General features: G+C 63.9%; 26 protein-coding genes. 18 read left to right on the forward strand and 8 right to left on the reverse strand.

Annotated features, from left to right (window positions below; genetic code table 11):
- Nucleotides 1-79 precede the first annotated feature (79 nt).
- Nucleotides 80-718, forward strand: coding sequence for a lysoplasmalogenase family protein (locus CH305_RS12810; RefSeq protein WP_037148953.1), 639 nt, complete (start codon nt 80-82; stop codon nt 716-718).
- Here CH305_RS12810 and CH305_RS12815 read toward each other — a convergent pair.
- On the reverse strand, nt 686-1138 hold the full coding sequence (locus CH305_RS12815) for a hypothetical protein (protein ID WP_032380183.1): 453 nt from the start codon (nt 1136-1138) through the stop codon (nt 686-688). The two genes, CH305_RS12810 and CH305_RS12815, sit on opposite strands and share 33 nt — an antisense overlap.
- 89 nt (nt 1139-1227) lie before the next feature.
- Between CH305_RS12815 and CH305_RS12820 the strand changes: the two genes are divergently transcribed.
- The 4 genes from CH305_RS12820 to CH305_RS12835 all read left to right on the forward strand — a co-directional run bounded on the left by CH305_RS12820 (nt 1228) and on the right by CH305_RS12835 (nt 4637).
- Nucleotides 1228-2016 (forward strand): SDR family oxidoreductase, encoded by a 789-nt coding sequence (locus CH305_RS12820; protein ID WP_032380733.1) that lies wholly within the window; start codon nt 1228-1230, stop codon nt 2014-2016.
- A gap of 158 nt (nt 2017-2174) precedes the next feature.
- Nucleotides 2175-2762, forward strand: coding sequence for a DUF6636 domain-containing protein (locus CH305_RS12825; protein ID WP_179278285.1), 588 nt, complete (start codon nt 2175-2177; stop codon nt 2760-2762).
- Entirely contained in the window at nt 2759-3439 is a 681-nt protein-coding gene (locus tag CH305_RS12830) for an RNA methyltransferase (protein WP_032401532.1), read from the forward strand. Before CH305_RS12825 ends, CH305_RS12830 begins: the two co-directional genes overlap by 4 nt.
- Before the next feature lie 61 nt (nt 3440-3500).
- The gene (locus tag CH305_RS12835) at nt 3501-4637 is read left to right on the forward strand and encodes a glycoside hydrolase family 76 protein (protein ID WP_037148952.1); all 1137 of its coding nucleotides are present in this window, start codon (nt 3501-3503) and stop codon (nt 4635-4637) included.
- Between the two features lie 3 nt (nt 4638-4640).
- Here CH305_RS12835 and CH305_RS12840 read toward each other — a convergent pair whose 3' ends face one another.
- A complete protein-coding gene (locus CH305_RS12840; protein WP_032380735.1) occupies nt 4641-5306 on the reverse strand; it encodes a DedA family protein in 666 nt (221 codons plus the stop codon).
- Nucleotides 5307-5379: 73 nt separating this feature from the next.
- Nucleotides 5380-6120: a VTT domain-containing protein gene (locus tag CH305_RS12845; RefSeq protein WP_371828239.1), complete on the reverse strand. Its 741-nt coding sequence runs from the start codon at nt 6118-6120 to the stop codon at nt 5380-5382.
- A gap of 152 nt (nt 6121-6272) precedes the next feature.
- On the opposite strand from CH305_RS12845, the gene fbaA reads away from it, so the two are divergent.
- A complete protein-coding gene (gene fbaA / locus CH305_RS12850; protein WP_032380186.1) occupies nt 6273-7313 on the forward strand; it encodes a class II fructose-bisphosphate aldolase in 1041 nt (346 codons plus the stop codon).
- Between the two features lie 88 nt (nt 7314-7401).
- On the opposite strand, the gene CH305_RS12855 is transcribed toward fbaA, so the two are convergent.
- Nucleotides 7402-8223, reverse strand: coding sequence for a hypothetical protein (locus CH305_RS12855; protein ID WP_143545280.1), 822 nt, complete (start codon nt 8221-8223; stop codon nt 7402-7404).
- 148 nt (nt 8224-8371) lie between these two features.
- On the opposite strand from CH305_RS12855, the gene CH305_RS12860 reads away from it, so the two are divergent.
- The 3 genes from CH305_RS12860 to CH305_RS12870 all read left to right on the forward strand — a co-directional run bounded on the left by CH305_RS12860 (nt 8372) and on the right by CH305_RS12870 (nt 10939).
- On the forward strand, nt 8372-8788 hold the full coding sequence (locus CH305_RS12860) for a DUF3151 domain-containing protein (RefSeq protein ID WP_032380738.1): 417 nt from the start codon (nt 8372-8374) through the stop codon (nt 8786-8788).
- 64 nt (nt 8789-8852) lie between these two features.
- Nucleotides 8853-9920 (forward strand): FUSC family protein, encoded by a 1068-nt coding sequence (locus tag CH305_RS12865; RefSeq protein ID WP_170944738.1) that lies wholly within the window; start codon nt 8853-8855, stop codon nt 9918-9920.
- Between the two features lie 95 nt (nt 9921-10015).
- A complete protein-coding gene (locus CH305_RS12870; RefSeq protein ID WP_032380187.1) occupies nt 10016-10939 on the forward strand; it encodes a cation diffusion facilitator family transporter in 924 nt (307 codons plus the stop codon).
- Here CH305_RS12870 and CH305_RS12875 read toward each other — a convergent pair.
- The gene (locus CH305_RS12875; protein ID WP_179278278.1) at nt 10929-11396 is read right to left on the reverse strand and encodes a pyridoxamine 5'-phosphate oxidase family protein; all 468 of its coding nucleotides are present in this window, start codon (nt 11394-11396) and stop codon (nt 10929-10931) included. The two genes, CH305_RS12870 and CH305_RS12875, sit on opposite strands and share 11 nt — an antisense overlap.
- 53 nt (nt 11397-11449) lie before the next feature.
- Here CH305_RS12875 and CH305_RS12880 point away from each other — a divergent pair, with 53 nt between their 5' ends.
- Complete coding sequence (locus CH305_RS12880; protein WP_094703891.1) at nt 11450-12391, forward strand: YafY family protein; 942 nt, start codon at nt 11450-11452, stop codon at nt 12389-12391.
- Nucleotide 12392: 1 nt separating this feature from the next.
- Here the strand turns inward: CH305_RS12880 and CH305_RS12885 are convergent, their stop codons facing one another.
- Nucleotides 12393-13166 carry a site-2 protease family protein gene (locus CH305_RS12885; protein ID WP_037148949.1) on the reverse strand — a complete coding sequence of 258 codons (774 nt, stop codon included), beginning with the start codon at nt 13164-13166 and terminating at the stop codon, nt 12393-12395.
- Nucleotides 13167-13182: 16 nt separating this feature from the next.
- Nucleotides 13183-13887, reverse strand: a complete 705-nt coding sequence (locus CH305_RS12890) for a hypothetical protein (protein WP_094703892.1) — start codon at nt 13885-13887, stop codon at nt 13183-13185.
- Between the two features lie 163 nt (nt 13888-14050).
- Here CH305_RS12890 and CH305_RS12895 point away from each other — a divergent pair, with 163 nt between their 5' ends.
- From CH305_RS12895 to CH305_RS12930, 8 genes are all read left to right on the forward strand, one after another.
- Complete coding sequence (locus CH305_RS12895; RefSeq protein ID WP_032380192.1) at nt 14051-15340, forward strand: adenylosuccinate synthase; 1290 nt, start codon at nt 14051-14053, stop codon at nt 15338-15340.
- Nucleotides 15341-15757: 417 nt separating this feature from the next.
- Nucleotides 15758-16306 (forward strand): alternate-type signal peptide domain-containing protein, encoded by a 549-nt coding sequence (locus CH305_RS12900; protein WP_032401539.1) that lies wholly within the window; start codon nt 15758-15760, stop codon nt 16304-16306.
- Between the two features lie 9 nt (nt 16307-16315).
- Nucleotides 16316-16867 (forward strand): hypothetical protein, encoded by a 552-nt coding sequence (locus tag CH305_RS12905; protein WP_032401540.1) that lies wholly within the window; start codon nt 16316-16318, stop codon nt 16865-16867.
- Nucleotides 16864-17466, forward strand: coding sequence for a signal peptidase I (locus CH305_RS12910; protein ID WP_032401541.1), 603 nt, complete (start codon nt 16864-16866; stop codon nt 17464-17466). The genes CH305_RS12905 and CH305_RS12910 overlap by 4 nt, the downstream gene beginning before the upstream one ends.
- On the forward strand, nt 17463-17972 hold the full coding sequence (locus CH305_RS12915) for a hypothetical protein (protein ID WP_032401542.1): 510 nt from the start codon (nt 17463-17465) through the stop codon (nt 17970-17972). The genes CH305_RS12910 and CH305_RS12915 overlap by 4 nt, the downstream gene beginning before the upstream one ends.
- Complete coding sequence (locus tag CH305_RS12920; RefSeq protein ID WP_032401543.1) at nt 17972-18577, forward strand: SipW-dependent-type signal peptide-containing protein; 606 nt, start codon at nt 17972-17974, stop codon at nt 18575-18577. Before CH305_RS12915 ends, CH305_RS12920 begins: the two co-directional genes overlap by 1 nt.
- Before the next feature lie 3 nt (nt 18578-18580).
- Nucleotides 18581-20212 carry a signal peptidase I gene (locus CH305_RS12925; RefSeq protein ID WP_094703893.1) on the forward strand — a complete coding sequence of 544 codons (1632 nt, stop codon included), beginning with the start codon at nt 18581-18583 and terminating at the stop codon, nt 20210-20212.
- A gap of 89 nt (nt 20213-20301) precedes the next feature.
- Nucleotides 20302-20742, forward strand: a complete 441-nt coding sequence (locus CH305_RS12930) for an LGFP repeat-containing protein (RefSeq protein WP_032401544.1) — start codon at nt 20302-20304, stop codon at nt 20740-20742.
- Between the two features lie 68 nt (nt 20743-20810).
- Here the strand turns inward: CH305_RS12930 and CH305_RS12935 are convergent, their stop codons facing one another.
- The gene (locus CH305_RS12935) at nt 20811-21335 is read right to left on the reverse strand and encodes a methylated-DNA--[protein]-cysteine S-methyltransferase (protein ID WP_032402005.1); all 525 of its coding nucleotides are present in this window, start codon (nt 21333-21335) and stop codon (nt 20811-20813) included.
- Nucleotides 21336-21392: the final 57 nt, after the last annotated feature.

A 21392-nucleotide genomic window follows, 5' to 3' on the forward strand; every position in this document is an offset into this window, starting at 1 on the left:
GCCGACCTGCGAGTATCAAGCAGGAGGGGTCAGCGTCACATGTGATGTCCGTTGTGATGGGCTCGGTGAAAGGAGTGGAATGACTGTCGACCGGGTGCGTCGTGCCCGCGGTGCTGCTCTGGTTGCCGGGGCCGTGACGGTGGTCGGAGCCTGGACCGGCTCGACGCCGTTGCAACGCATCGCCAAGCCGCTGATCGTGCCTGCGCTGGCGACCGGGCTCGATCCGGCTCGCGATCGAGTGCTGTTGGCCGGTCTCGCCGCGGCGACGGCAGGTGATGTTCTGTTGATCGATCCCGACGACGATTCCGCGCTGGAATGGGGCGCGCGTGCATTCGCGGTGATGCAAGGAAGTTATGCGTGTCTGCTTCTTCGCCGGGGTGCACGACCGGCACCGATCGACGCGATTCCGAGGTACGCCGGATGGGCGGCCGCGGCGGTACTGCTGGCCCGACGGCAGCCGGCGGTGGCGTCGACCCTGTCGGCGTACGGAGCGGTGCTGGCGACCACGTCGACGCTCTCTGCCGTTTCCCCGGCGCGCGGCGGCGATCGACGGCTGATGATCGGCGGCGCGCTGTTCACCGCATCCGATGCGCTGATCGTGTTCCGGCGACTGTTCCTGTCCGAGGAACGTCATCGCAGGACGGCGGAGGCGATCATCCTGTCGACGTACGTAGCGGCGCAGGTGCTACTCGTCGAGGCTCTGCGGTCGGGGCAATAGCAGCACCCGTTCACGATGGGCCGGGTCGACGCGGACCGCGATCACCGTCCCCGGCTCGAACCGGGCGGTATCGGATTCTGGGATGTCGTAGACGATCTTGCCGAAGTAGCTGCTCGAGCCCGGCACGGTGAATTCCAGGTCCAGCTCGGCTGTGTCGTGGTCGATCCGGCGGATGGCATCCACCGTCGCCCAGCCTTCGACGCCGTGCTCGATCAGTTCCTTCTGCTCACGCGTCGGGCGGCCGGCGATCATCATCGCCAGTCCGAGAGCCGCGCCGAATCCGGCGACCAGGGCGGCGAGCTGGTACGGAAGCGTTCCGGGCGGCGTTCGAGGGTTCAGCCAGCCGATCCAGATCGCCAGCACGACCGCGTACACGACCGTCACGACGACGACGGCACGCACGATTCTCGTGTTGTTCACTTCGACACTCCTGGGCCGCCTGCAGCGGTGCTTCGATATTCGACGATAGGGGGTTACCGGTAAGTAGGGTTACATGTACGGTGTTCGATGTGACTCGACCAACTGTCTTCATCTCAGGCGCGGCAGCAGGTATCGGCCGCGCAACTGCTCTCAAGTTCGCGGCCGGTGGCTACCTCGTCGGTGCGTACGACATCGACGAGACCGGCTTGGCATCACTCGGCAAGGAAGCTGCCTCGCTCAGCGGCCGTGTAGTTACCGGCGTCTTGGATGTAACCAACTCCGACCAGTGGGAAACCCGGTTGAAGGAGTTCGTCGGGGAGGGCGACGGTCGACTCGACATTCTGATCAACAACGCCGGAATCCTTGCCGCGGGTGCCTTCGAGGACATGCCGCTGTCGGTGCACCGTCGTCAGATCGACATCAACGTCAACGGGGTCATCTACGGCACCCTCGCGGCCTTTCCCTACCTCAAGGACACCCCCGGCGCGCAGGTCGTCAACCTGTGCTCCGCGTCGGCCATCTACGGTCAGCCCGAGTTGGTGACCTACGGTGCGTCCAAGTTCGCGGTGCGCGGCATCACCGAGGCGTTGGATCTCGAGTGGAGCAAGTACGACATCTCGGTCAAGGCCATGTGGCCGCTGTTCGTTCAGACGGCGATGACCCAGGGTGTCTCGACGGGCACAACCAGTTCGTTGGGAATCAAGCTCACAGTGAAAGACGTGTCCGACGCGATCTTCGCCGCGACCCGTCCGGTGAAGCGGCGGTTGCACAAGGTGCATTTCCCGGTCGGCTTGCCGTCCAAGGCGCTCTCGCTCGGGTCACGCTTCTCGCCCGCATGGCTCACTCGTGAGGTCAACCGGCGCCTGAGCCACACCTAGGACTTCTCACCGAACGATGCCGGCGGCACGCCGGTATCGTCGGTCTTTCGAGCAATCGGTGTCGAAAGGTGGGTCGGGGTTTTTTCATGCTGAGCACGTGTGGTTCGAGCAAGTTGGGTTCGAGCAGGGCCAGGAAAATTCGTTCGGTGCGAGGTTGGCTGGTCGGGATCGGGGCGGCCACGGCCCTCGTTCTCTCCGGTTGCAGCGGTGAGTCGGCCGCTCAGCCCCCACCGCCGACGTCGACCACAACGCCTGCCCCGACGACGACCGCGCCCACCACCACCGTCGCTCCGGTGACGACAACCGAGGTGCCGCTCCCTCCGCCTCCGCCGCCAGTCGAACCGCCGCCCACCGCCGAACCGCAGACGACGTACGCCGCCATCGGTGGTGCGTACTACTTCAGTTCTCCCGACGGTCTGTTCCAGTGCGGCATCGTGCCGTTGTCCAGCCGTACCGAGGCCGGGTGTCAGGGCACCACCAACCCGGTTCCGCCACGGCCTGACGATTGTATGATCAACTGGGGCAACGGAATTCGGGTCACCAACGAGGGTCCCGCGGCATTCATGTGCTCGGGCGGAGTGGTGTACACCTCGGGCGGGGAAACGATCGATCCACCGTTGGCTGTGGGCGCGACCATCGCGGAGGCCGGCTTCACCTGTACATCGGCCGAGAACGGCATCTCGTGCGTCGACGACGCAACCGGCCACGGATTCCGCATCGCACCGGACAGCAACGAAGTCTATTGAGCGGCGACAGCGCAACTCCGTCGGAGGACATCGGACCCACCGAGTGGGGCGACAACCCCAACGGCGTCGGCCCCTGGGCCGATTCCCACTCCGAACCGCCACCCGACGATCCGCGGTTGGATCCCGAGCTTCTCGCCGGTGGTGACCGTCGAAACGTCGTCGACGCCTACCGCTATTGGCGGCGCGAGGCCATCGTCGAAGACATCGACACTCGACGCCACTCGCTGCACGTCGCTATCGAGAACTTCACCAACGACGCGAACATCGGCACGGTGGTGCGCACTGCGAACGCCTTCGCCGCCCAGGCTGTGCACATCGTCGGGCGACGTCGATGGAATCGCCGCGGCGCCATGGTCACCGACCGCTACCAACATCTCCATCACCACGATTCGGTGGAGGCGTTGATGGCGTTCGCCGCCGAGCAGGGCTTGGTGGTCGTCGCCGTCGACAACACCCCGGGATCGGTACCGATCGAGACGGCCGAGCTCCCGCGAGAGTGCCTGCTGCTGTTCGGCCAAGAGGGACCGGGCGTCACCGACGGAGCCCGCGAATCGTCGTCGATGACGGTATCGATCGCCCAGTTCGGCTCCACACGCAGCATCAATGCAGGTGTCGCCGCTGGGATCGCCATGCATGCATGGATTCGGCAGCATGCCGACCTCGACACTGCCTGGTGACAGCGCGCTGATCCGGGGCGGGATGTAACGAATCAGCAACGGTAGTGGCAGGATCTTCGGTATGCAGGAGTTGTGGTCGCAGCGTGCGGACGCTGCGGAGGGGGCCGTCGTCGCGCGGCACATGCGTCGGCTGTGGGGGCTGCCGGGCACGACGCTCGGGGTCGTCGCCTGGCCTCCGGTCCGCCGTGAGCGGCTGTTCCTGCGTTGGCACTACTGGTGGCAGGCCCATCTGCTCGACTGCGCAGTCGACGCCGCAGATCGCGAACTCACTCCCAAGCGCCGTCGCAGACTGAACAAGATCACCCGAGCGCATCGCACCCGCAACATCAGCGGATGGACCAACAGCTACTACGACGACATGGCCTGGCTCGGGCTGGCACTCGAACGCGCGCAGCGGCAGCACTTCGTCGGCAATCGCGGTGGCATTCAGCAGATCGAGATGGAGCTGTTCGACGCCTGGGCTCCGGCCGAGGGTGGCGGCATTCCGTGGCGCAAGAAGGACGACTTCTACAACGCCCCGGCCAACGGTCCGGCCGCGATCATGCTCGCGCGTACCGGTCGACTGTGGCGTGCCCAGGAGATGTCGGACTGGATGAATCGGACTCTCCGGGACCCGCGAACCGGCTTGATCATCGACGGAGTGCACTCCACTCGCGCGATCGTCGACGCGGGTGAACAGGCCGAGCTGGAACGTGCGATCTACAGCTACTGTCAGGGAGTTACGCTCGGCCTCGAGACCGAACTCGCGGTCCGACTCGGCGAGCCCCGGCATGCGAAGCGAGTCCACACACTGGTCGACGCCGTGGAGAATCACCTGACCCGCAACCTCGTCATCACCGGCGGCGGCGGGGGAGACGGCGGACTGTTCAATTCCATCCTGGCGCGTTACCTGGCCGTGGTTGCGGTGGAGCTCCCCGGAGACTCCGACGCCGACGATCGTGCCCGCGAACTCGCCGCGGCAATCGTGCTGCACTCGGCCGAGGCCGCGTGGGAAAACCGACTCGAAGTGGAAGACAACCCGCTGTTCGGAGCCGACTGGACCCGCGAAGCGCGATTCCCGGGCCAGGGACTGCATATCGCCACCTTCGCCGAAGGCACCGTCCGACCGTCCGACGTACCCGAGCGAGATCTGTCGGTCCAACTCGGCGGCTGGATGCTGATGGAAGCGGCCTACCGCGTCAGCGCAGCAGGTTTCTAGGGCCTACTCGACGACCTCTTCGACCTCGATGGTCTCCTCGGGCCGTGCCATTTCCTTGCGGTATTGCCAGATTCCCAAGCCGGTTCCGACCACGAGCAGCACGATCATGCTGATGAGAACCGCGGGCAGCAGCCACGGGATCTTCTCCAGGAACGACCCGAAGTAGAAACCGATCAGCAACAGCACCGGTGCCCAGATGATCGCGCCGAGGGTGCTGGCGATGGTGTAGCGGCGGTGATCCATCTTTGCCGCGCCTGCGACGAGCGGGCACAGCGTGCGCACCCAGGGGATCCATCGTGCGACCAGCACCGCCCAGAATCCGTGCTTCTCGAGCAGGAGATTCACCTTGTGCAGGTTCTTGGTGTTGAGGTATTTGCCGTTCTTGCGGGCCACCAGCGTCGAGCCGGTTCGGTGGCCGATCATGTACCCCACCTGATTACCGGCGATGGCGGCAACCATCGCACCGACCGACAGTGCCCAGATGTGACCGGTGCCCGACGCGTGCGTCGCCATCACGATTCCTGCTGTGATCAGCATCGAGTCCCCGGGGAGGAACAGGCCGATGATGACGGCGCATTCGATGAACACGAAAGTCATCACGACGACCCAGACGACGAGCGGGCCCGCAGTCTGCAGTGGGCCGAAGCTACCGGCTGCTTGCGTGGACATGTCCTGCAGCGCCGTTGCGCTCAGAGCGGTGGTAATCGAATGCACAGGCTCGATCACTTTCGGAAGATCACTATCAGGACTTGGTGTCCGGGGCGTCGGCTTCGATCGCGTCGGTTGCCTCGCCGAGCGGAGTCTTACGGGCCTTGATCATTCGCTTGCCGACCTCGATCACGATGGGCAGTACGGAGACGGCCACAATGATCAGGAAGATGATGTCGACGTGCTCGCGGATGAACGCGATCTGCCCGAGCAGGTACCCCAACACCGTCACGCCCGCGCCCCAGAGGATGCCGCCGACGACGTTGTAGGTGAGGAACAACGAGTACTTCATGTGCGACGCACCGGCGACGACCGGCGCGAACGTCCGCACGATCGGAACGAAGCGCGCGAGGATGATGGTGATCGGACCGTGCTTCTCGAAGAACAGGTGCGACTCGTCGATGTATTTCTTCTTGAAGAATCGAGCGTCGTTGCTCTTGAAGAGAGCGGCACCGCCCTTGGTTCCGATGAGGAAGCCGACCTGGTCGCCGAGAATCGCCGCGATCGGAATGAGGATCACGAGCGTCCAGATCGATGCGAACGGCTCGATCTCGGTGGACTTCGACGCTGCGATCAACCCGGCCGTGAAGAGCAATGAATCGCCGGGTAGCAGCGGGAACAGCAGGCCCGACTCGATGAACACCACCAGCAGGAGCCCGATGAGCACCCAGTGTCCGAAAGAGTTGAGCAGGTTCACCGGGTCGAGGAATCCGGGCAACAGGGCCAGATTGGTCGTCACCGATTCCGAGGCAGCTAGAAGACTCACCGCGCCCACACTACCGGCCGAAACTGGTAACTCCTGAACAGTCGGTGAGCGGGAGTGAAGCCTGCGGAATGACCGGGGTGATGCGGGTATGCACGACACCGAGCCCGGTAGTTGCCATACTGCACGGGACACAATCGAACTTTCAATGGAGGAATGACGCCGTGCCTATCGCAACTCCCGAGGTCTACGCCGAGATGCTGGGCCGGGCGAAGGAACACAAGTTCGCTTTTCCGGCAATCAACTGTGTGGGTTCCGAGTCCATCAACGCCGCTATCAAGGGCTTCGCCGACGCTGGTAGCGACGGCATCATCCAGTTCTCGACCGGTGGCGCCGAGTTCGGATCCGGACTCGGTATCAAGGACATGGTCGTCGGCGCCGTGGCGCTCGCCGAGTTCGCGCACGTGATCGCCGCCAAGTACGACGTCACCATCGCTCTGCACACCGACCACTGCCCCAAGGACAAGCTGGACACGTACGTGCGTCCGCTGATCGCGATCTCGCAGGAACGCGTCGACGCAGGCAAGAACCCGCTGTTCCAGTCGCACATGTGGGACGGCTCGGCCATCCCGATCGACGAGAACCTCGAGATCGCCAAGGATCTGCTCGCCCGCGCTGCAGCAGCGAACATCATTCTCGAGGTCGAGATCGGTGTTGTCGGCGGCGAGGAGGACGGCGTCGAGGCCGAGATCAACGACAAGCTCTACACCTCGAACGAAGACTTTCTCAAGACCGTCGAGGCGCTCGGTGCAGGCGATGCGGGCTCGCGGTACCTGCTGGCGGCCACTTTCGGCAACGTGCACGGCGTGTACAAGCCGGGCAACGTCAAGCTCAAGCCTTCCGTGCTCGCCGACGGGCAGAAGGTCGCGACGGAGAAGCTCGGTCTGGCTTCGGGTTCCAAGCCGTTCGATTTCGTCTTCCACGGCGGATCGGGCTCGGCGAAGAGCGAGATCGAAGAGGCTCTCGAGTACGGCGTCGTGAAGATGAACGTCGACACCGACACCCAGTACGCGTTCAGCCGTCCCATCGCCGGACACTTCTTCTCCAACTACGACGGTGTGCTCAAGATCGACGGCGAGGTCGGCAACAAGAAGGCCTACGACCCGCGCAGCTACCTCAAGAAGGCCGAGGCCGGCATGACGGCCCGTGTCGTCGAGGCGTGCAACGACCTCAAGTCCGCCGGTCGCAGCGTGAGTGCCGGCTAGCCGGCAGTGGCGTGGATAAGTGCCCCCTGGGGCACATAGGAGCGGAGCCTGCGGAGCGACCCGCAGGCTCCCTCGCGCCACTGCAGCGTCAGCTGCACACCTTCCACTGATCGCCTTCCAGGCTCAGGTCGAAGGTGCGCGGCGACCGATCGTTCGGATTGGCATCGGTGTGCGCGATCACCTGCGCGATCGCGGTGGTGGCGTCGGTGACCTGAATGGCGTCGATGCTGTCGACGGTCGGAATGCTGCCCTGCTCCACGGAGACACGGTGGACGTCGGCGAACTCGGTGTCCGGGATATCGCGGTAGAAGGTCGCCAGATCCCCGCACGAGGTGCTGCGAAGCGTGGCCAGGTCACCGCTGGCCAGCGCCCTCGTGAACGATTCGACGGTCGACCGGATCTGCGCTTCCGGTGAGTTGTCCTCGCTCGTACGGTCGATCAGCAGGTATGCCCCGGCGGCAACCACTGCGATCACGACCACCGCGGACACCAGTGCCGCCCACCACTTCTTGTGGCTCGGCTTCCTCGGCTCCGCCGGCGGCGGTCCGACGCGCTGGGGAACTGCCTGTTTGGCACCGGCACCGACCTGTTTGGCACCGGCCTGCTGCGGATCGATCTTGCGGGGCCCGACCGGTTGCGGCACCACTGCCGGTGCTTTCTTCTCTGCCGCAACAGCTTTCGAGGAACCAGCAGTGGTGTCTCTTGGCGGAATACGACGCGGTGCTGCGGTCGGTTTTGCGACAGGCTTGGCTGCCGGTACCTCCGCTGGATCAGTGGCGATCTTCTCGGTCGGAGTGTCGGCGGGCTCGTCGACCGGCTTCTTCTTGCCCAGATCGATTTTCTCGGTGGCGGCGTCGTTCTCGGCGGCGGCGTCGGCCTCGGAGGGTGCATTCTTCTTCTCGTCCGGCATGCGTTCTCCCTCGTTCACCGAATTCTTGCAAGAGCGGTATGTCTGAAATTTCGTCAGCTGGCAGCCTATCGACCGCATCTGCGGTCCGGCACGAGCGATGCGGGGGTGTTCGGACACGATTCGGTGACGTAGGGGCACAATGAGCGCCATGACTTCTTTCGGTGATCTGCTCGGACCCCAACCCACACTGTTGCCCGGCGACGACGAGGCCGAATCCGCACTGCTGAATCACGAGGCCCCCGAGACGGTCGCAGCTGCGCATCCGACCGCGTCCATCGCGTGGGCATATCTTGCCGAGGGCGCGCTCGAATCGGGTGCCACCATCACCGCCTACGCCTATGCGCGTACCGGATATCACCGAGGTCTGGACCAGTTGCGTCGTAATGGATGGAAGGGATTCGGGCCGGTCCCGTACAGCCATGAGCCCAACCGCGGATTCCTCCGATGCGTCGCAGTCCTCGCCAAAGCCGCCCGCGACATCAACGAGAACGACGAGTACGCCCGTTGCCTCGACCTCCTCGAAGACTGTGACCCCAAGGCAGCAGAAGCGCTCGGCCTGGGCTGATCGAGCCCGCGCCAGCCGCTCGCGGGGGCGCACCCGGCTGAAATCGGGCAGTGCTCGGCTGAAGTTGTCGCTGCTGCCCATCATTCAGTGCGCGTTGGCCGCAGGTGTGGCGTGGTTCGTCGCGACGGACATCGTCGGTCACGAGAGCCCGTTCTTCGCGCCGATCGCCGCTGTCGTCTCGCTGGGCGTCTCGCTAGGCGCTCGCCTGCGCCGATCGGCGGAGCTCGTCGTCGGAGTGACGGTGGGTATCGGCATCGGCGATCTGTTGATCTCGCTGATCGGTAGCGGGCCGTGGCAGATCGCGTTGGTGGTCGTGTTGGCGATGTCGGCCGCGGTGTTCCTCGACGGTGGTCCGATCATCGCGATGCAGGCCGGATCGTCCGCCGTGCTGGTGGCGACCCTGATCCCGCCGGGCAACATGGGTGGCCCCAACCGCATGGTCGACGCGTTGGTCGGCGGTTTGGTCGGCATCGCGATCGTGGCGTTGATTCCGACGCATCCGGTCTGGCGGGCCCGCAAGGATGCCGCGAACGTCCTGGCTACGGCTGCAAGTGTGTTGCAGAAGGTGGCCGACGGTTTGGTGGCGAACGATCCCAAACCGATCGAGGAGGCGCTGCGTAAGGCGCGTGCAACGCAGTCGGGTATCGACGCGCTCCGAACCGACCTCAAGGGCGGCCGGGAAATCGCCCGGATCTCGCCGATGTACTGGAATCATCGCAATCGTCTGGCCGCGCTCGCGGCGACGGCCGATCCCATCGACAATGCCGTCCGCAACATTCGGGTGCTCGCTCGGCGGTCGCTGACACTGGTGCGAGACGACGAGATTCTCGATCCACGTGTCGTCGACGAGGTGGAGAAGCTGGCGCATGCGGTGGAAGTTCTACGCCAGATGATTCTCGCCGATCCGGGACAGAAGCCGGATGCGGCGGAGGCTGCGCGGGTATTGCGTTCGGTTGCGGCCGGTGCCAAGCCTGAGTTGATCTCGAATGCCGGTCTGTCGGCAACGGTGGTGTTGGCGCAGTTGCGGTCGATCATCGTCGACTTGCTGCAGGTCGCCGGGCTCAAGCGCATTTCTGCGTTGGCGACGCTTCCGCCGACGGTGAAGCATCCGCACGTCCCGCCGGAGTTGTGAACCGGAGCCTGTAGGCCGCACGACACCATTGCATATATGCGTATGTACGCATATGGTGACTGCCGGAAGCAGATACAGGCACGCAAAGGGGAGTCATGGGCGCCGGTCACGGGCACAGTCACGGTGTGGGCGGTCATTCGCCCGCAGGGCCACCCAAGTCCCGCGTACGCAAGATGGTTGTCGCTCTCGCCATTCTGGTGGTGTTCCTCGTCGTCGAGGCAACTGTGGCGCTGGCGATCGGCTCGCTCGGACTGCTCGCCGACGCCGGCCACATGCTGACCGACGTACTCGGTATGTCCATGGGTTTGATTGCACTTCTGTTGGCACGTAAGGGAAGTGCTGCCGCGGCAAGAACTTTCGGTTGGCACCGCGCTGAGGTGTTGACCGCCATCGCCAATGCTGTTCTGCTGCTGGGTGTTGCGGCCTTCATCATGTACGAGGCAGTATCGCGGATCGGTGACGCTCCCGAAATCCCGGGCCTACCACTCATTCTCACTGCGGCCGCCGGTCTCGCGGCCAACATCGTTGTCATGCTGCTCATTCGCGGAGACGCCAAGGACTCGCTCGCGGTCCGCGGCGCATACATGGAAGTCCTGGCCGATGCGGTCGGCAGTGTGGGGGTGCTCGTCGGCGGTGTGCTGATGCTGCTGTTCCAGTGGACCTGGGTGGACATCGTCGTGGGTGTGTTGATTTCCCTGTGGGTGATTCCGCGAGCGATCAAGCTGGCCGGCTCTGCGCTACGCATTCTCACCCAGGCCAGCCCGGCGGACGTCGACGTGGACGCGTTGACCGGGGACCTGAGCGCACTTCCCGGAGTGACCGGGGTGCACGACCTGCACGTGTGGACGCTCACCACCGGAATGGATGTGGCCACAGTGCATCTCGAGTGCGAGGGTTCGTCGTCGATGGTGCTCGATCGTGCCAAGTCGTTGTTGTCCACCTACGGACTCGACCACGCCACGGTGCAGGTCGAGCCGGCGGCACACGGCCGAACGTGCAAGGAAGAGATCACCTGGTGACGGTGCGAACCTCGCTGCCCGGACGCCAGACGCCGATCTGCATGTGATCGTCCACCAGGGACGTCAGCACGACCTCGGTGATGTCGAGGTCGAACACGTGGTACGGCACCAGTTCGCCCGGCGCGGCGTCGAATATCGGTTGCAGCACAGCGGGATCGGTGATCTCTACGGCCACTCCGCCGATCTTCGCATCGCCGCCCTCCATGGAATGGTGCCCCGGATTGCTGTGCAGCGCGAACCGTCCGTCGCGTTGGAGGTCCCGCGCCTTGACCGCACCGAGCATCGACCCGAGGCGCACTACGCCGCTCGCGTCGAATTCCACCTCGGTTCCGCTCACGCGCGGCGAGCCGTCTGCTCGTAGCGTCGCAAGAACATGGTGCTTGTGAGCGGTGAATCTTGCCCGCACCGCCGAGGCCAGGTTCGGTGCTGCTGTCGAGAACTCGTTCCACGTCGTCATGGTGACGAGTATTCGCCACCATTACTGACACCTTGTGTCAGTAATATCGAGACATGCGTTCCGCGCGGTTGCTCCGCATCATGCTGCTGCTCCAGCAGGGGCGAACGGCGACTGCACAGTCCCTGGCCGACCAGGTCGAGGTATCCGTCCGAACCATCTACCGCGACATCGGCGCACTCGGTGCGGCCGGAGTGCCACTGTGGACCGAAACCGGCCCCGGCGGCGGCATCCGGCTGCTCGACGGGTGGCAGTCCGCACTGACCGGTATGACCGGGACCGAAACGTCGGCGCTGATGCTTCTCGGGATGCCCTCGATCGCTGCCGACCTGGGTCTGTCCGATGTCACCGCTGCGGCCGAGAGCAAGCTTCTCGGCGCATTGCCGGTTCCGTTGCGGGCGAGCGCGCAACTGTGGCGTGAGCGTGTGCACGTGGACGTCCCCGGGTGGTTCACCGTGCCCGCCGCGAACGATGTCGTGCCGGTGCTGGCTCGTGCTGTGCTCGGTGGTCGGGAGATCGAGATGGCTTACCGCGGTGGGAGACGGGTCGTCGGGCCGCTCGGTCTCGTGGTGAAGGCGTCGGTCTGGTACCTGGTGGCCACGCGTGGCGAGCGCGTCCTGTCGTTTCGGGTCGACCGGATCGGCAGCGTCACGGAGTCGAAAAATCCCGTCGTTCGGCCCGAGGGATTCGACCTCGCGCAGTGGTGGAACGCGTCGATGGCGGAGTTCGATCGGTCGCTGCTGACGTACGCATGTCGTGTGCGTCTGTCCGACTCCACAATTCGCGCTCTGCCCCGGGTGATCGGTGCCACGGCGATGCCGGCGACTGCGCCGCCCGACGACGACGGCTGGACCACCGTGGACCTGATGCTCGAGAGCGAGGAAGTGGCGCTCGGACAACTGATCGCGCTCGGTGGGGGAGTCCGGGTGCTCGAGCCGACCTCTCTGCGTATATCTCTGCGCGACCTCGCGTCGAACATCGCACTCGACAACGGTTGAGCTACACCCAGAATCGCATCAGGTAGTTGCCGTTACCGGCGAAGAACTCGGGAACACCGGACAGCCCGAACAGGGTGTAGATCGCTCCGAAGAATGCAGAGTTGACTGCGGGCACGAACAGCAAGGCCACGAGTACGAGCAGACCGTACGTCTTGAACTGCGCCAGCGATGCCCGCGTGGCGGGTGAGAGCGAGGGCTCCAGCGCGGCGTATCCGTCGAGTCCCGGTACCGGAATCAGGTTGAGGATGGTGGCCATGATCTGCAGGAACGCCAGGAAGCTGAGCCCGTACCAGAACGCGGGGTGAGTACCGTCCGTGCCGAACAGTCTGATGACGACCAGAAGTGCTACGGCGACAACGGCATTGGCGAACGGACCGGCCAGGGCGATGCGCCGTTGCGTCGACGCCGAGAACTGGCCGGTGCGCAGGTACACGGCGCCGCCCGGTAGTCCGATTCCGCCGATCGCGATGAACACCACCGGCAGGATGATCGAGAGCAACGGGTGGGTGTACTTCAGCGGGTTGAGCGTCAGATAGCCGCGGAGCTCGACTTCGCGGTCGCCGGCGCGAAATGCGGTGAAGGCGTGGCCGAACTCGTGCAGGCAGACCGAGGCGATCCAGCCGGCGAGGACCAGAACGAATACCCCCAGCCGCGCCGTGAACGACGTGACGTCCTCGGCCGTCCAGGCCAGCGCGCCGCCCACTCCTGCGACAGCCAGAACGGCGACGAACACCGGGCTCGGCAGAACGGGACTGCGCCGCAGCGGAACGGTCATCGGATCAGTGGGACGGTCATCGGACCAGCAACCACTCCTGATCGTGGCGGTAGAACGTGGATCTCTTCACCGTTCTGTCGCCGGCGATGCCGTCGCGCAGCAGTTGAGCTGCGGGGGAGCCGAGTTGCATCGCCCGCCCGCTCACCCAGCGGCGGGGCAGCAGACGTCGACGGCCGATGACTCGCGCGCGCAGGCCCGGCAGCTCCGGGGTGGGTGCCACCTCGACGCCGGGTACGACGCCGGAGAACAGGCGAGTGTCGTCGACGTACGCCTCGCCCTCGAGTTCTGCTCCGTCGGCACCGCCGAGGAGCGCCCGACCGACGACGGCTTTGCCTGCGTCGTCGCGAATCAGGGGTGTGCTCGACGCCGTCCCCGTGAGCGCCACTTTGGCGGCGCGCGATCCGGTACCGAGCTTGTAGATGTGGGCTGCGTTGGTCGCGGTCTCCGGTACGAAGGCGACTTCGACGTGCAAGCGGTCGGTACGCATCAGTCGGGTCAGTACTGCGGCCAGGGAGGCGTCGTCGCCCAGGACGATGATGCGGGGTGCAGGAGCGGATTCGATGTCGGCGAAGAGAGCGCTGCAGTCGTCGTCGGTCGGTACGGCATCGGCGCTACGCAGCGGGACGTCGGTCAGCGCGATCGGCAGCAGCGGACTTCCGCAGTGCAGAACGAACGGTGTCACGGCGCTCCTCGGTCTTCGGTCGAACCTCGTCACGACCATAGTGCCCTCGTTTCGGTTCCACCGTAGCGGCATGCGGGCCAGCTCACCGGCTCGGCTAGACTGTTCTCCCGGCCACTGTCGCGCCTGCGACAAATGGTGACTGCTGCATTCGTTCGAGCAAATCTGCAGCACGTCCTCGCACGAAAGCAACGTAGGAGAGCACATGCCGGCGATAGTCCTGATCGGCGCCCAGTGGGGCGACGAGGGCAAAGGCAAAGCCACCGACCTTTTCGGCGAACGCCTCCAGTGGGTCGTTCGTTACCAGGGCGGAAACAACGCCGGGCACACCGTTGTGCTTCCGAACGGCGACAAGTTCGCGCTACATCTGATCCCGTCGGGAATCCTCACGCCGGGCGTGAAGAACGTCATCGGCAACGGCGTCGTCGTCGATCCCGGTGTGTTGCTGACCGAGCTCGACGGGCTGGAAAAGCGCGACGTCGACACCTCGAACCTGCTGCTCAGCGCCGATGCGCACCTGATCATGCCGTACCACGTGGCCATCGACAAGGTGACCGAGCGTTTCCTCGGTGCCAAGAAGATCGGTACCACCGGACGCGGTATCGGGCCCTGCTACCAGGACAAGATCGCCCGCGTCGGAGTCCGAGCGGCCGATGTGCTCGACGAGAAAATTCTGACCCAGAAGGTCGAGGCCGCACTCGAATTCAAGAACCAGGTGCTCTCGAAGATCTACAACCGGCGGGCGTTGGATTCACAGCAGGTTGTCGACGAGGTGCTCGAGCAGGCAGAGGGCTTCAAGCACCGCATCACCGACACCAGGCTGCAGCTGAACCTGGCGCTCGAGCGCGGCGAGACCATTTTGCTCGAAGGATCGCAGGGCACGCTTCTCGACGTCGATCACGGCACATATCCCTACGTGACGTCCTCGAATCCGACGGCGGGAGGCGCATCGGTCGGCTCCGGCATCGGCCCCAACAAGATCGGGACCGTGCTCGGCATCCTGAAGGCCTACACGACGCGTGTCGGCTCGGGCCCGTTCCCGACGGAGCTGTTCGACAACCACGGCGAGTACCTGGCCAAGCAGGGCGGCGAGGTGGGCGTCACCACCGGTCGCGCCAGGCGCACCGGTTGGTTCGATGCCGTCATCGCGCGATACGCCACCCGCGTCAACGGCATCACGGACTACTTCCTGACCAAGCTGGACGTGCTGTCCAGCTTGGACACCGTGCCGATCTGCGTTGCCTACGACGTGGACGGTGTGCGGCACGACGAAATGCCGATGACTCAGACCGGCTTCCATCACGCGAAGCCGATCTACGAAGAGATGCCCGGTTGGTGGGAAGACATCTCCGGTGCCCGCACATTCGAGGAACTGCCGATCAATGCGCAGAACTACGTCCTGCGTCTCGAAGAGCTGTCGGGTGCGTACATGTCGTGCATCGGTGTCGGACCGGGTCGCGACGAAACCATCGTTCGCCGGGACATCCTGCGGTAGGTATTTCGATCGAGACCGAAGCCCCGAGGCATTGAGCCTCGGGGCTTTTTCGTGCGCTCCGGACGACGCACCCACGCTGATCTCCGCGGCTCTACGAAAACAGCGGGCAGTGTTGGGAAATTGCGTCAAGTGATGACGCATCCGCTGTTGAGTGCGGTCTCACCAGCAGCGTCGTCCAGCGGAGCAGGCAATCTTACGTTCTCTGATGCTTTACAACAAAGAATAATGTGTAAACGTAGAGTTCGAAATAACCGACCAAAAAGTCTTCTGGACTTTTACCTTCACTTGGGTAACGGGCCACGTAGTCGTGGCGAAACAATGAGCATCGCACCAGTTGCGGAGGCCTCTTCGGATGGCCGACGACCCGACCGGGTCACCCCCCTCGGCCTTGCAAGGCCACCGAAGAAAGTAGAACGAATGAACAAGGCAACCAAAGGCGCCATAGCCGCGGGGGCGGCAGCTGTACTGCTGCTCGGCGGTTTGGGATCCTATGCATTGTGGCAGGACGAGCGAACCATCGCGGGCGGCGAGATCAACTCCGGTGAACTACAATTCGTGTCGAACGCGCCGGGTGCGTGGACCGAAACCACATCCGGAACTGCCATTGGGTCAGATCCGTCCGGCTTCCTGATCGTCCCGGGCGACATCCTGACATACAGCAGCTCGTACACCATCGAGTCTGCCGGCCCGAATATTCGGGCAACGTTGACGGCCGATTTCGACGAGGTCTTCGCGGATGACACGAGCGATCTGGCGGCGGCGCTCGACCCTGAAATAACCGTAACGGGGGCGGGTGGAACGGTCACGTCCGGTCAGATTGTGCCGCTGACCCTGACAGCTGGCAGCCAGGTTGTAAACGTCACGGTGAAGTTGACCTTCGACGCGGATACCACAGACTTGATCGCACAGAACGAGAGCGTCGACCTCAACGCCATGACCCTCACGCTCGACCAGGTTCGTCCCTGATCTGTTGCAGTGACGAACAAGTACGGCCGGTATTGGGCATTGGCAGCCGCGTCCGTCGCCGTGGTGGTCTTCGGATCAGCACAGGCGACGGGCGCGCTGTGGCGTGACCAGCAGACCATCGCCGGCGGGACCATCAATTCCGGCACCCTGGATATCAAAGTCGGTCAAAACGGAGCAGAAGTGAACGATTACGTGCTCGCTGCGCTCGGTTCGGCGAACCTGGGTCCCAACGGCTTCTCCCAAGCTCCACTGTCGATTCGCAACGCCGGTAACGTGCCGTTCAACTTTCGGCTGCAAGGGACCACATCGACCGGAACGGTTCCTCTCGCCCTGACCGTCACAACTGTTGTCGCCGAATCGAACTGCCCGGCTACGGGTGCGCCGACAGGGCCCGCGACGGTCCTCTACACCGGAAACGCCGCTGGAGCTCAAACTTCTGCCACCGGGCCCCTGGCTGCAGGTGCGCGTGAGCTGTGGTGTTTTCGTCTCGCTGCCGGTGTCACCCCGCCGCAGAGTGCGTCGTCGACGGTGACGTTTTCGTTCAGGGCTGATCAGACATGAACGCCGACGACGATACAGATGTGATCGACACTGTGGCAGCCGTTTCCGATGGCGAACGGACTGGCCTCCAGTGGTGGGTGAGCCGGATCGTGTCGTATACGCTGCTGGTGGCAATGTTGTTCGTTCTCGCTGTGACCGTTGTGATTCCGAGGGTCACCGGTTCGACGCCCTACACGATTCTCACCAGTTCGATGAAACCGACGTACCCGCCCGGAAGTCTGGTCGTGGTCAAGCCGGTCGATGCAGTCGAGCTTGCAGTCGGGACGGCCGTCACCTACCAGATCCGTTCCGGGGAGCCCGATGTGGTGACGCACCGCATCGTGGCGACTCGGCAGAGTGGCGCGGGGGAGCTGACGTTCATCACTCGCGGCGACAACAACGGTTCCGACGACGAGAATCCTGTGCAGCTCGGGCAGATTCGCGGAAAAGTCTGGTACTCGGTCCCATACATGGGATATGTCAACAACTGGCTCAACGGTGAACAGCGAAAGATCACAGTGACTGTCATCGTCATCGGATTGGCCGGGTATGCACTGTTCATGTTCGCCGGTGCCGCCGTCGATCATCGAAAGAAGCGGAAGGAGTCCACGCCGCCATGACGAACAATGCGGCTGTGGTGACCGCCGCTGGAGGTGCACTGCTCGCGATCGTCGTGCTGATCGGGGCCGGAACTGCGCGTCCGGTTCAGTCCGTAAGCTACAGCACCGACGGTCGGCTGTGGCTGCAGAGCTTGGCCGAGCCTCTGTTGGACAAGGACATCCGGTGGGTTCCGGGTGACAGCCGGACATCGGAGTTTCACATTCACAACGGCACCGACAGAGACGGCCGACTTCAGGTGATCGTGAACAGCGATAATTCGGCTTTCGTTCGCGCACTGAGCGTGTCCATTGCCGGCGGGTCATTCGGTGCCTGCGCGCCGGTGGAGGTGCCCGCCGGTGAGAAGAAGCGAATCGACGCAACGGTCACCATGTCCGATGTGGCCGGAAACGATACTCGAAACTCCTCTGCCGAAGTGGATCTCGTTCTGCAGTGGAGCGACAACACCAGCTCTGTGTGTCCGGAATTCGCGGGCCGAGAACTCGAACAGGAAGGGGCGCAGCCCTGATGGCGCGTCATGAAGACGCCGTCGGATTCGCGACGGTTCTCCGCCGGATCGGTACTGCGCTGATCAGTGCCCGCGCCCGGGCCATCATGTCGATCGGTATAGTTCTCGGCCTCGGAGCGGTGGGAACGCTTGCAGCATGGTCGGATACGGCAACGGCGACGTCAGGCACCTTCACGACCGGCAGGCTCGATATCAAGGTCGGCAACCCCGCCGTGGACAACGATCCGACTGCGTTCTCGACGACCCTGGCCAATCCCGCAATTTTTCCCGGCGATACCGTCGCGGCCGGACTGCTCGTGTCCAATGCGGCCGGGTCCGTAGCCAACACGTACACGATCTCAGTGGTGGCCAGTAACGCCGCTCTGGGAAACAGGCTCAACTCTTCGGTGCACACCGGTCTCCCATCCGGCGCGGCGTGCGCGGGTCCGACAATCAGTACAGTCACCGGCCTGGAAACCTCGAAGCCGTTTCCAGCTCTGAGTCGGCCTCTCGTCGTGAACGGATCCGATCAGCTGTGTATCAGCGTGACGATGACAGCGGGGGCTCAGCCGAGCCCCGCGCTGTCCGGCACCGTCACTTACACAATCACCGCGACGTCGAGCTAGATCATGTCCGACGCCCACACCGCCCCCAGCACCCGCGTGCGATCCGGCCCGCGTCTGCTTCGCGAGATCGCGCTGACCGCAGGCGCTGTCGCCGGGCTCGTCTGTGTGCTGTTCGCGCTCGCAGCCGTGTTCTTCGGTATCACCCCGTTGGTCTTTCGGTCCGGGTCGATGGCCCCCGCGATCGATACCGGCGCATTGGCTTTGAGCAAGTCGACCGCGGCCGCGGACATCGAGGTCGGCGACATCGTGAAGGTGACGAACGCGTCGGGTACCGGAATCACCCACCGCGTCGTGCAGATCGGGGCGGTCGGAACCGATAGCGCACAGCTGTTCCTTCAGGGTGACGCGAACGCTGAGCCCGATGCCGAGAGCTATGTGGTGTCCGAGGCCGATCGTGTGTTTTTCAGCGTCGGGAAGCTCGGTTACGCGGTCACCTGGCTCAGTGGCCCGGTCGCAGTGTTCATCGGCGGCATCGCTGTCGGCGCACTTCTCATGACCGCGTTCGGATTTCGTAGGTACACCCAGGAGTCTCCTGCGCAGCCCGACGACGACGATCGACGTCAGGAACGGTCCAGTGGGCGGCACAGCGCCCAGGGACGCGGGACGCCCACCCTCGGTGTGGTGCTCGCGCTTGCGGCCATCTCGGCGGTTGGCATCAGTGCCTCGAACACTCCGACAACCCTTGCGGCTGGACAAGATACGGCGACGGCCCTAAGTGGCACCATCACCACGGCGTTGCCGATTCCGGTACCGCAATCGATATTGTGTACCAACCGTGCTGGAATTGCTGGACTCCTCGGAAATTATGTGACTCTGTCCTGGACGTCCGCGGGAGCGGGATTCACCTACAAGTGGACCATCCGTCAAGCCGGTCAAACGGATGTCACAGGCAACGTCTCGGTGAACTCGGTCGACCTTCAGAACGGACTTCTGCTCGGTGGCACCCGGACCGGTACCTGGATCTTTTCGGTCCAGACCGTATCCGGTGCTCGATCATCTACTGCTAGCGCTACCCAGAATGTGATTATGAACGGGGGACTGCTGCCCAGCTCTCGTTGTGAGACGCCAGGCACCGCCGCCCGCAGCGCCCCGCGAGCGATCGTTCCCGAAGCCACAACGCCGTCCCCTACAGTGACGTCCCCGCTCGTTCCGGAGTCGACACTCGTACCGGTCCCGACAACAACGGATCCTTCGCTGACCGATGAGGCTCCGGCTCCGCCGCCAGTCGAGGTTCCGTCGACCACGTCGACAACGACGACCACGACAGTTCCGCCGATCACGACGACAACCACAGTTCCCGCACCACCACCACCGACCACCACGACGGCACCCGCAGCTCTTGCGTCTCCGCAGACTTCGCCTTCGGGTGCGTCGACTGCCCGGGTCGTAGATGTCGACGGCGCTCCGACGCTGCAGATCGTCGACTCCGCCGGCACCGTTCAGTACAGCGCTCCCGCCACGTCCAGTGAGGCCTACGGCTACGGCGTGCAATGGTCGACGGGAGATCAGCTGTGGATACTCGGCCCCGTTCAGCTGGTTCGTCTCGACAGCACCGGCGGTTCATGGTCCCGGACGCTGATCGATCCGACGGCCACCGATCAGATTCCACCGGACATTCTTGCGCTGTTGAACTAGTTATTCATACATATATGTCCGAATCGAACTGCGCATCTGCTCAACGGAGTGGATAATTGCCGTCAGGTAAAGCGACGGAAGGTCGGGCGATGACTGAGAATTACAATGGATTGGAAGTTTTCAGCTACCAATTCGATCGCTTCGCTTACGAACACCCGTGGATCGGCGCGCAGACCGGTGAATTCATGCTCGGGCCCGAAGGCGGGGGAATGCTCGATTTCACGCACGCCACCGTGTTCGCGCTACCCGAAGGTGGCGCGCACGAGGTGCACGGTCCCATCCTGGACTGGTACCTGGGACATGGGGGACCCTATGGCGCACTTGGCTATCCGATCAGCAACGAGCGCCCGACACCCACCGGTTCAGGTAGATACAACCTTTTTCAGCGTGGAGCCATCGGCTGGTTGCCGGAAGTGGGTGCGTTCACCATCGGTGGTCGATCGGATGAATCGGACGTCAGCCCCGGGCCGGACGCTGTATTGGTATCGGCAGTCGACGGCCCTCTTTCTTCGCTGGAAGTTTCTGCCTGAAAACTATTCCTCTTCCCTGTTTCACGCCTCTTATCCGATCGTGGAGTCCGAATTACGACCGCGGTAATTCAGAACAATGTCGGCTCGTCGAACCCCGGTACTCCCTCGATGCCGAGAATTCGTTGTTTGGTGTTCGCTCCGCCCGGTGCCGAGAAGCCTCCGACTTCCGTGCCCGCGCCGAGTACTCGATGGCACGGAACGATGATCGGCACGGGATTGCGGCCGAGTGCTCCGCCTACCGCTTGGGCCGCACCGGGATGGCCGAGTCGGCGGGCTATGTCGCCGTAGGTGAGGGTCGAGCCCCGGGGAATTTCGCTGCACACGGTGTATACCGTGGCGTCGAACTCGGAGACGTCGAGAACCAGCGGAATCGGCCTCATATCGACGTTACGTCCGCCCAGCAGGCCGACAATACGGTCGATCGCATCGGCGGCGAGTGCATCTACCTGCCCGTGCGCCGCGCCGAAGCCGGCCAGGTAATCCTCCATTGCCTCGTCCGACGGTTCGGGCAACGCAACGGCGACTACTCCGTCCTCGGTCCACGCGATACCGCAGCGTCCGATGGCGGTGTCGAAGAGCGTGCTGCTCGGCATGGATCCAGTATCCACCCGTTGCCTTGGAGCAGTCCAGTTGATCGGTGAATGGACTTG

The organism is Rhodococcus sp. 15-649-2-2, assembly GCF_002258645.1.
GTDB lineage: Bacteria > Actinomycetota > Actinomycetes > Mycobacteriales > Mycobacteriaceae > Rhodococcoides.

Bases quoted from the DNA above. Each gene is read 5' to 3' on its own strand.
- CH305_RS12895 (WP_032380192.1), top strand. From the start codon at position 14,051: ATGCCGGCGATAGTCCTGATCGGCGCCCAGTGGGGCGACGAGGGCAAA.
- CH305_RS12835 (WP_037148952.1), top strand. From the start codon at position 3,501: ATGCAGGAGTTGTGGTCGCAGCGTGCGGACGCTGCGGAGGGGGCCGTC.
- CH305_RS12840 (WP_032380735.1), bottom strand. From the start codon at position 5,306: ATGTCCACGCAAGCAGCCGGTAGCTTCGGCCCACTGCAGACTGCGGGC.
- CH305_RS12890 (WP_094703892.1), bottom strand. From the start codon at position 13,887: ATGGTCGTGACGAGGTTCGACCGAAGACCGAGGAGCGCCGTGACACCG.
- CH305_RS12935 (WP_032402005.1), bottom strand. From the start codon at position 21,335: ATGCCGAGCAGCACGCTCTTCGACACCGCCATCGGACGCTGCGGTATC.
- CH305_RS12885 (WP_037148949.1), bottom strand. From the start codon at position 13,166: ATGACCGTTCCGCTGCGGCGCAGTCCCGTTCTGCCGAGCCCGGTGTTC.
- CH305_RS12910 (WP_032401541.1), top strand. From the start codon at position 16,864: ATGAACGCCGACGACGATACAGATGTGATCGACACTGTGGCAGCCGTT.
- CH305_RS12870 (WP_032380187.1), top strand. From the start codon at position 10,016: ATGGGCGCCGGTCACGGGCACAGTCACGGTGTGGGCGGTCATTCGCCC.
- CH305_RS12810 (WP_037148953.1), top strand. From the start codon at position 80: ATGACTGTCGACCGGGTGCGTCGTGCCCGCGGTGCTGCTCTGGTTGCC.
- CH305_RS12860 (WP_032380738.1), top strand. From the start codon at position 8,372: ATGACTTCTTTCGGTGATCTGCTCGGACCCCAACCCACACTGTTGCCC.
- CH305_RS12920 (WP_032401543.1), top strand. From the start codon at position 17,972: ATGGCGCGTCATGAAGACGCCGTCGGATTCGCGACGGTTCTCCGCCGG.
- CH305_RS12900 (WP_032401539.1), top strand. From the start codon at position 15,758: ATGAACAAGGCAACCAAAGGCGCCATAGCCGCGGGGGCGGCAGCTGTA.
- CH305_RS12875 (WP_179278278.1), bottom strand. From the start codon at position 11,396: ATGACGACGTGGAACGAGTTCTCGACAGCAGCACCGAACCTGGCCTCG.
- CH305_RS12855 (WP_143545280.1), bottom strand. From the start codon at position 8,223: ATGCCGGACGAGAAGAAGAATGCACCCTCCGAGGCCGACGCCGCCGCC.
- CH305_RS12880 (WP_094703891.1), top strand. From the start codon at position 11,450: ATGCGTTCCGCGCGGTTGCTCCGCATCATGCTGCTGCTCCAGCAGGGG.
- CH305_RS12915 (WP_032401542.1), top strand. From the start codon at position 17,463: ATGACGAACAATGCGGCTGTGGTGACCGCCGCTGGAGGTGCACTGCTC.
- CH305_RS12925 (WP_094703893.1), top strand. From the start codon at position 18,581: ATGTCCGACGCCCACACCGCCCCCAGCACCCGCGTGCGATCCGGCCCG.
- CH305_RS12930 (WP_032401544.1), top strand. From the start codon at position 20,302: ATGACTGAGAATTACAATGGATTGGAAGTTTTCAGCTACCAATTCGAT.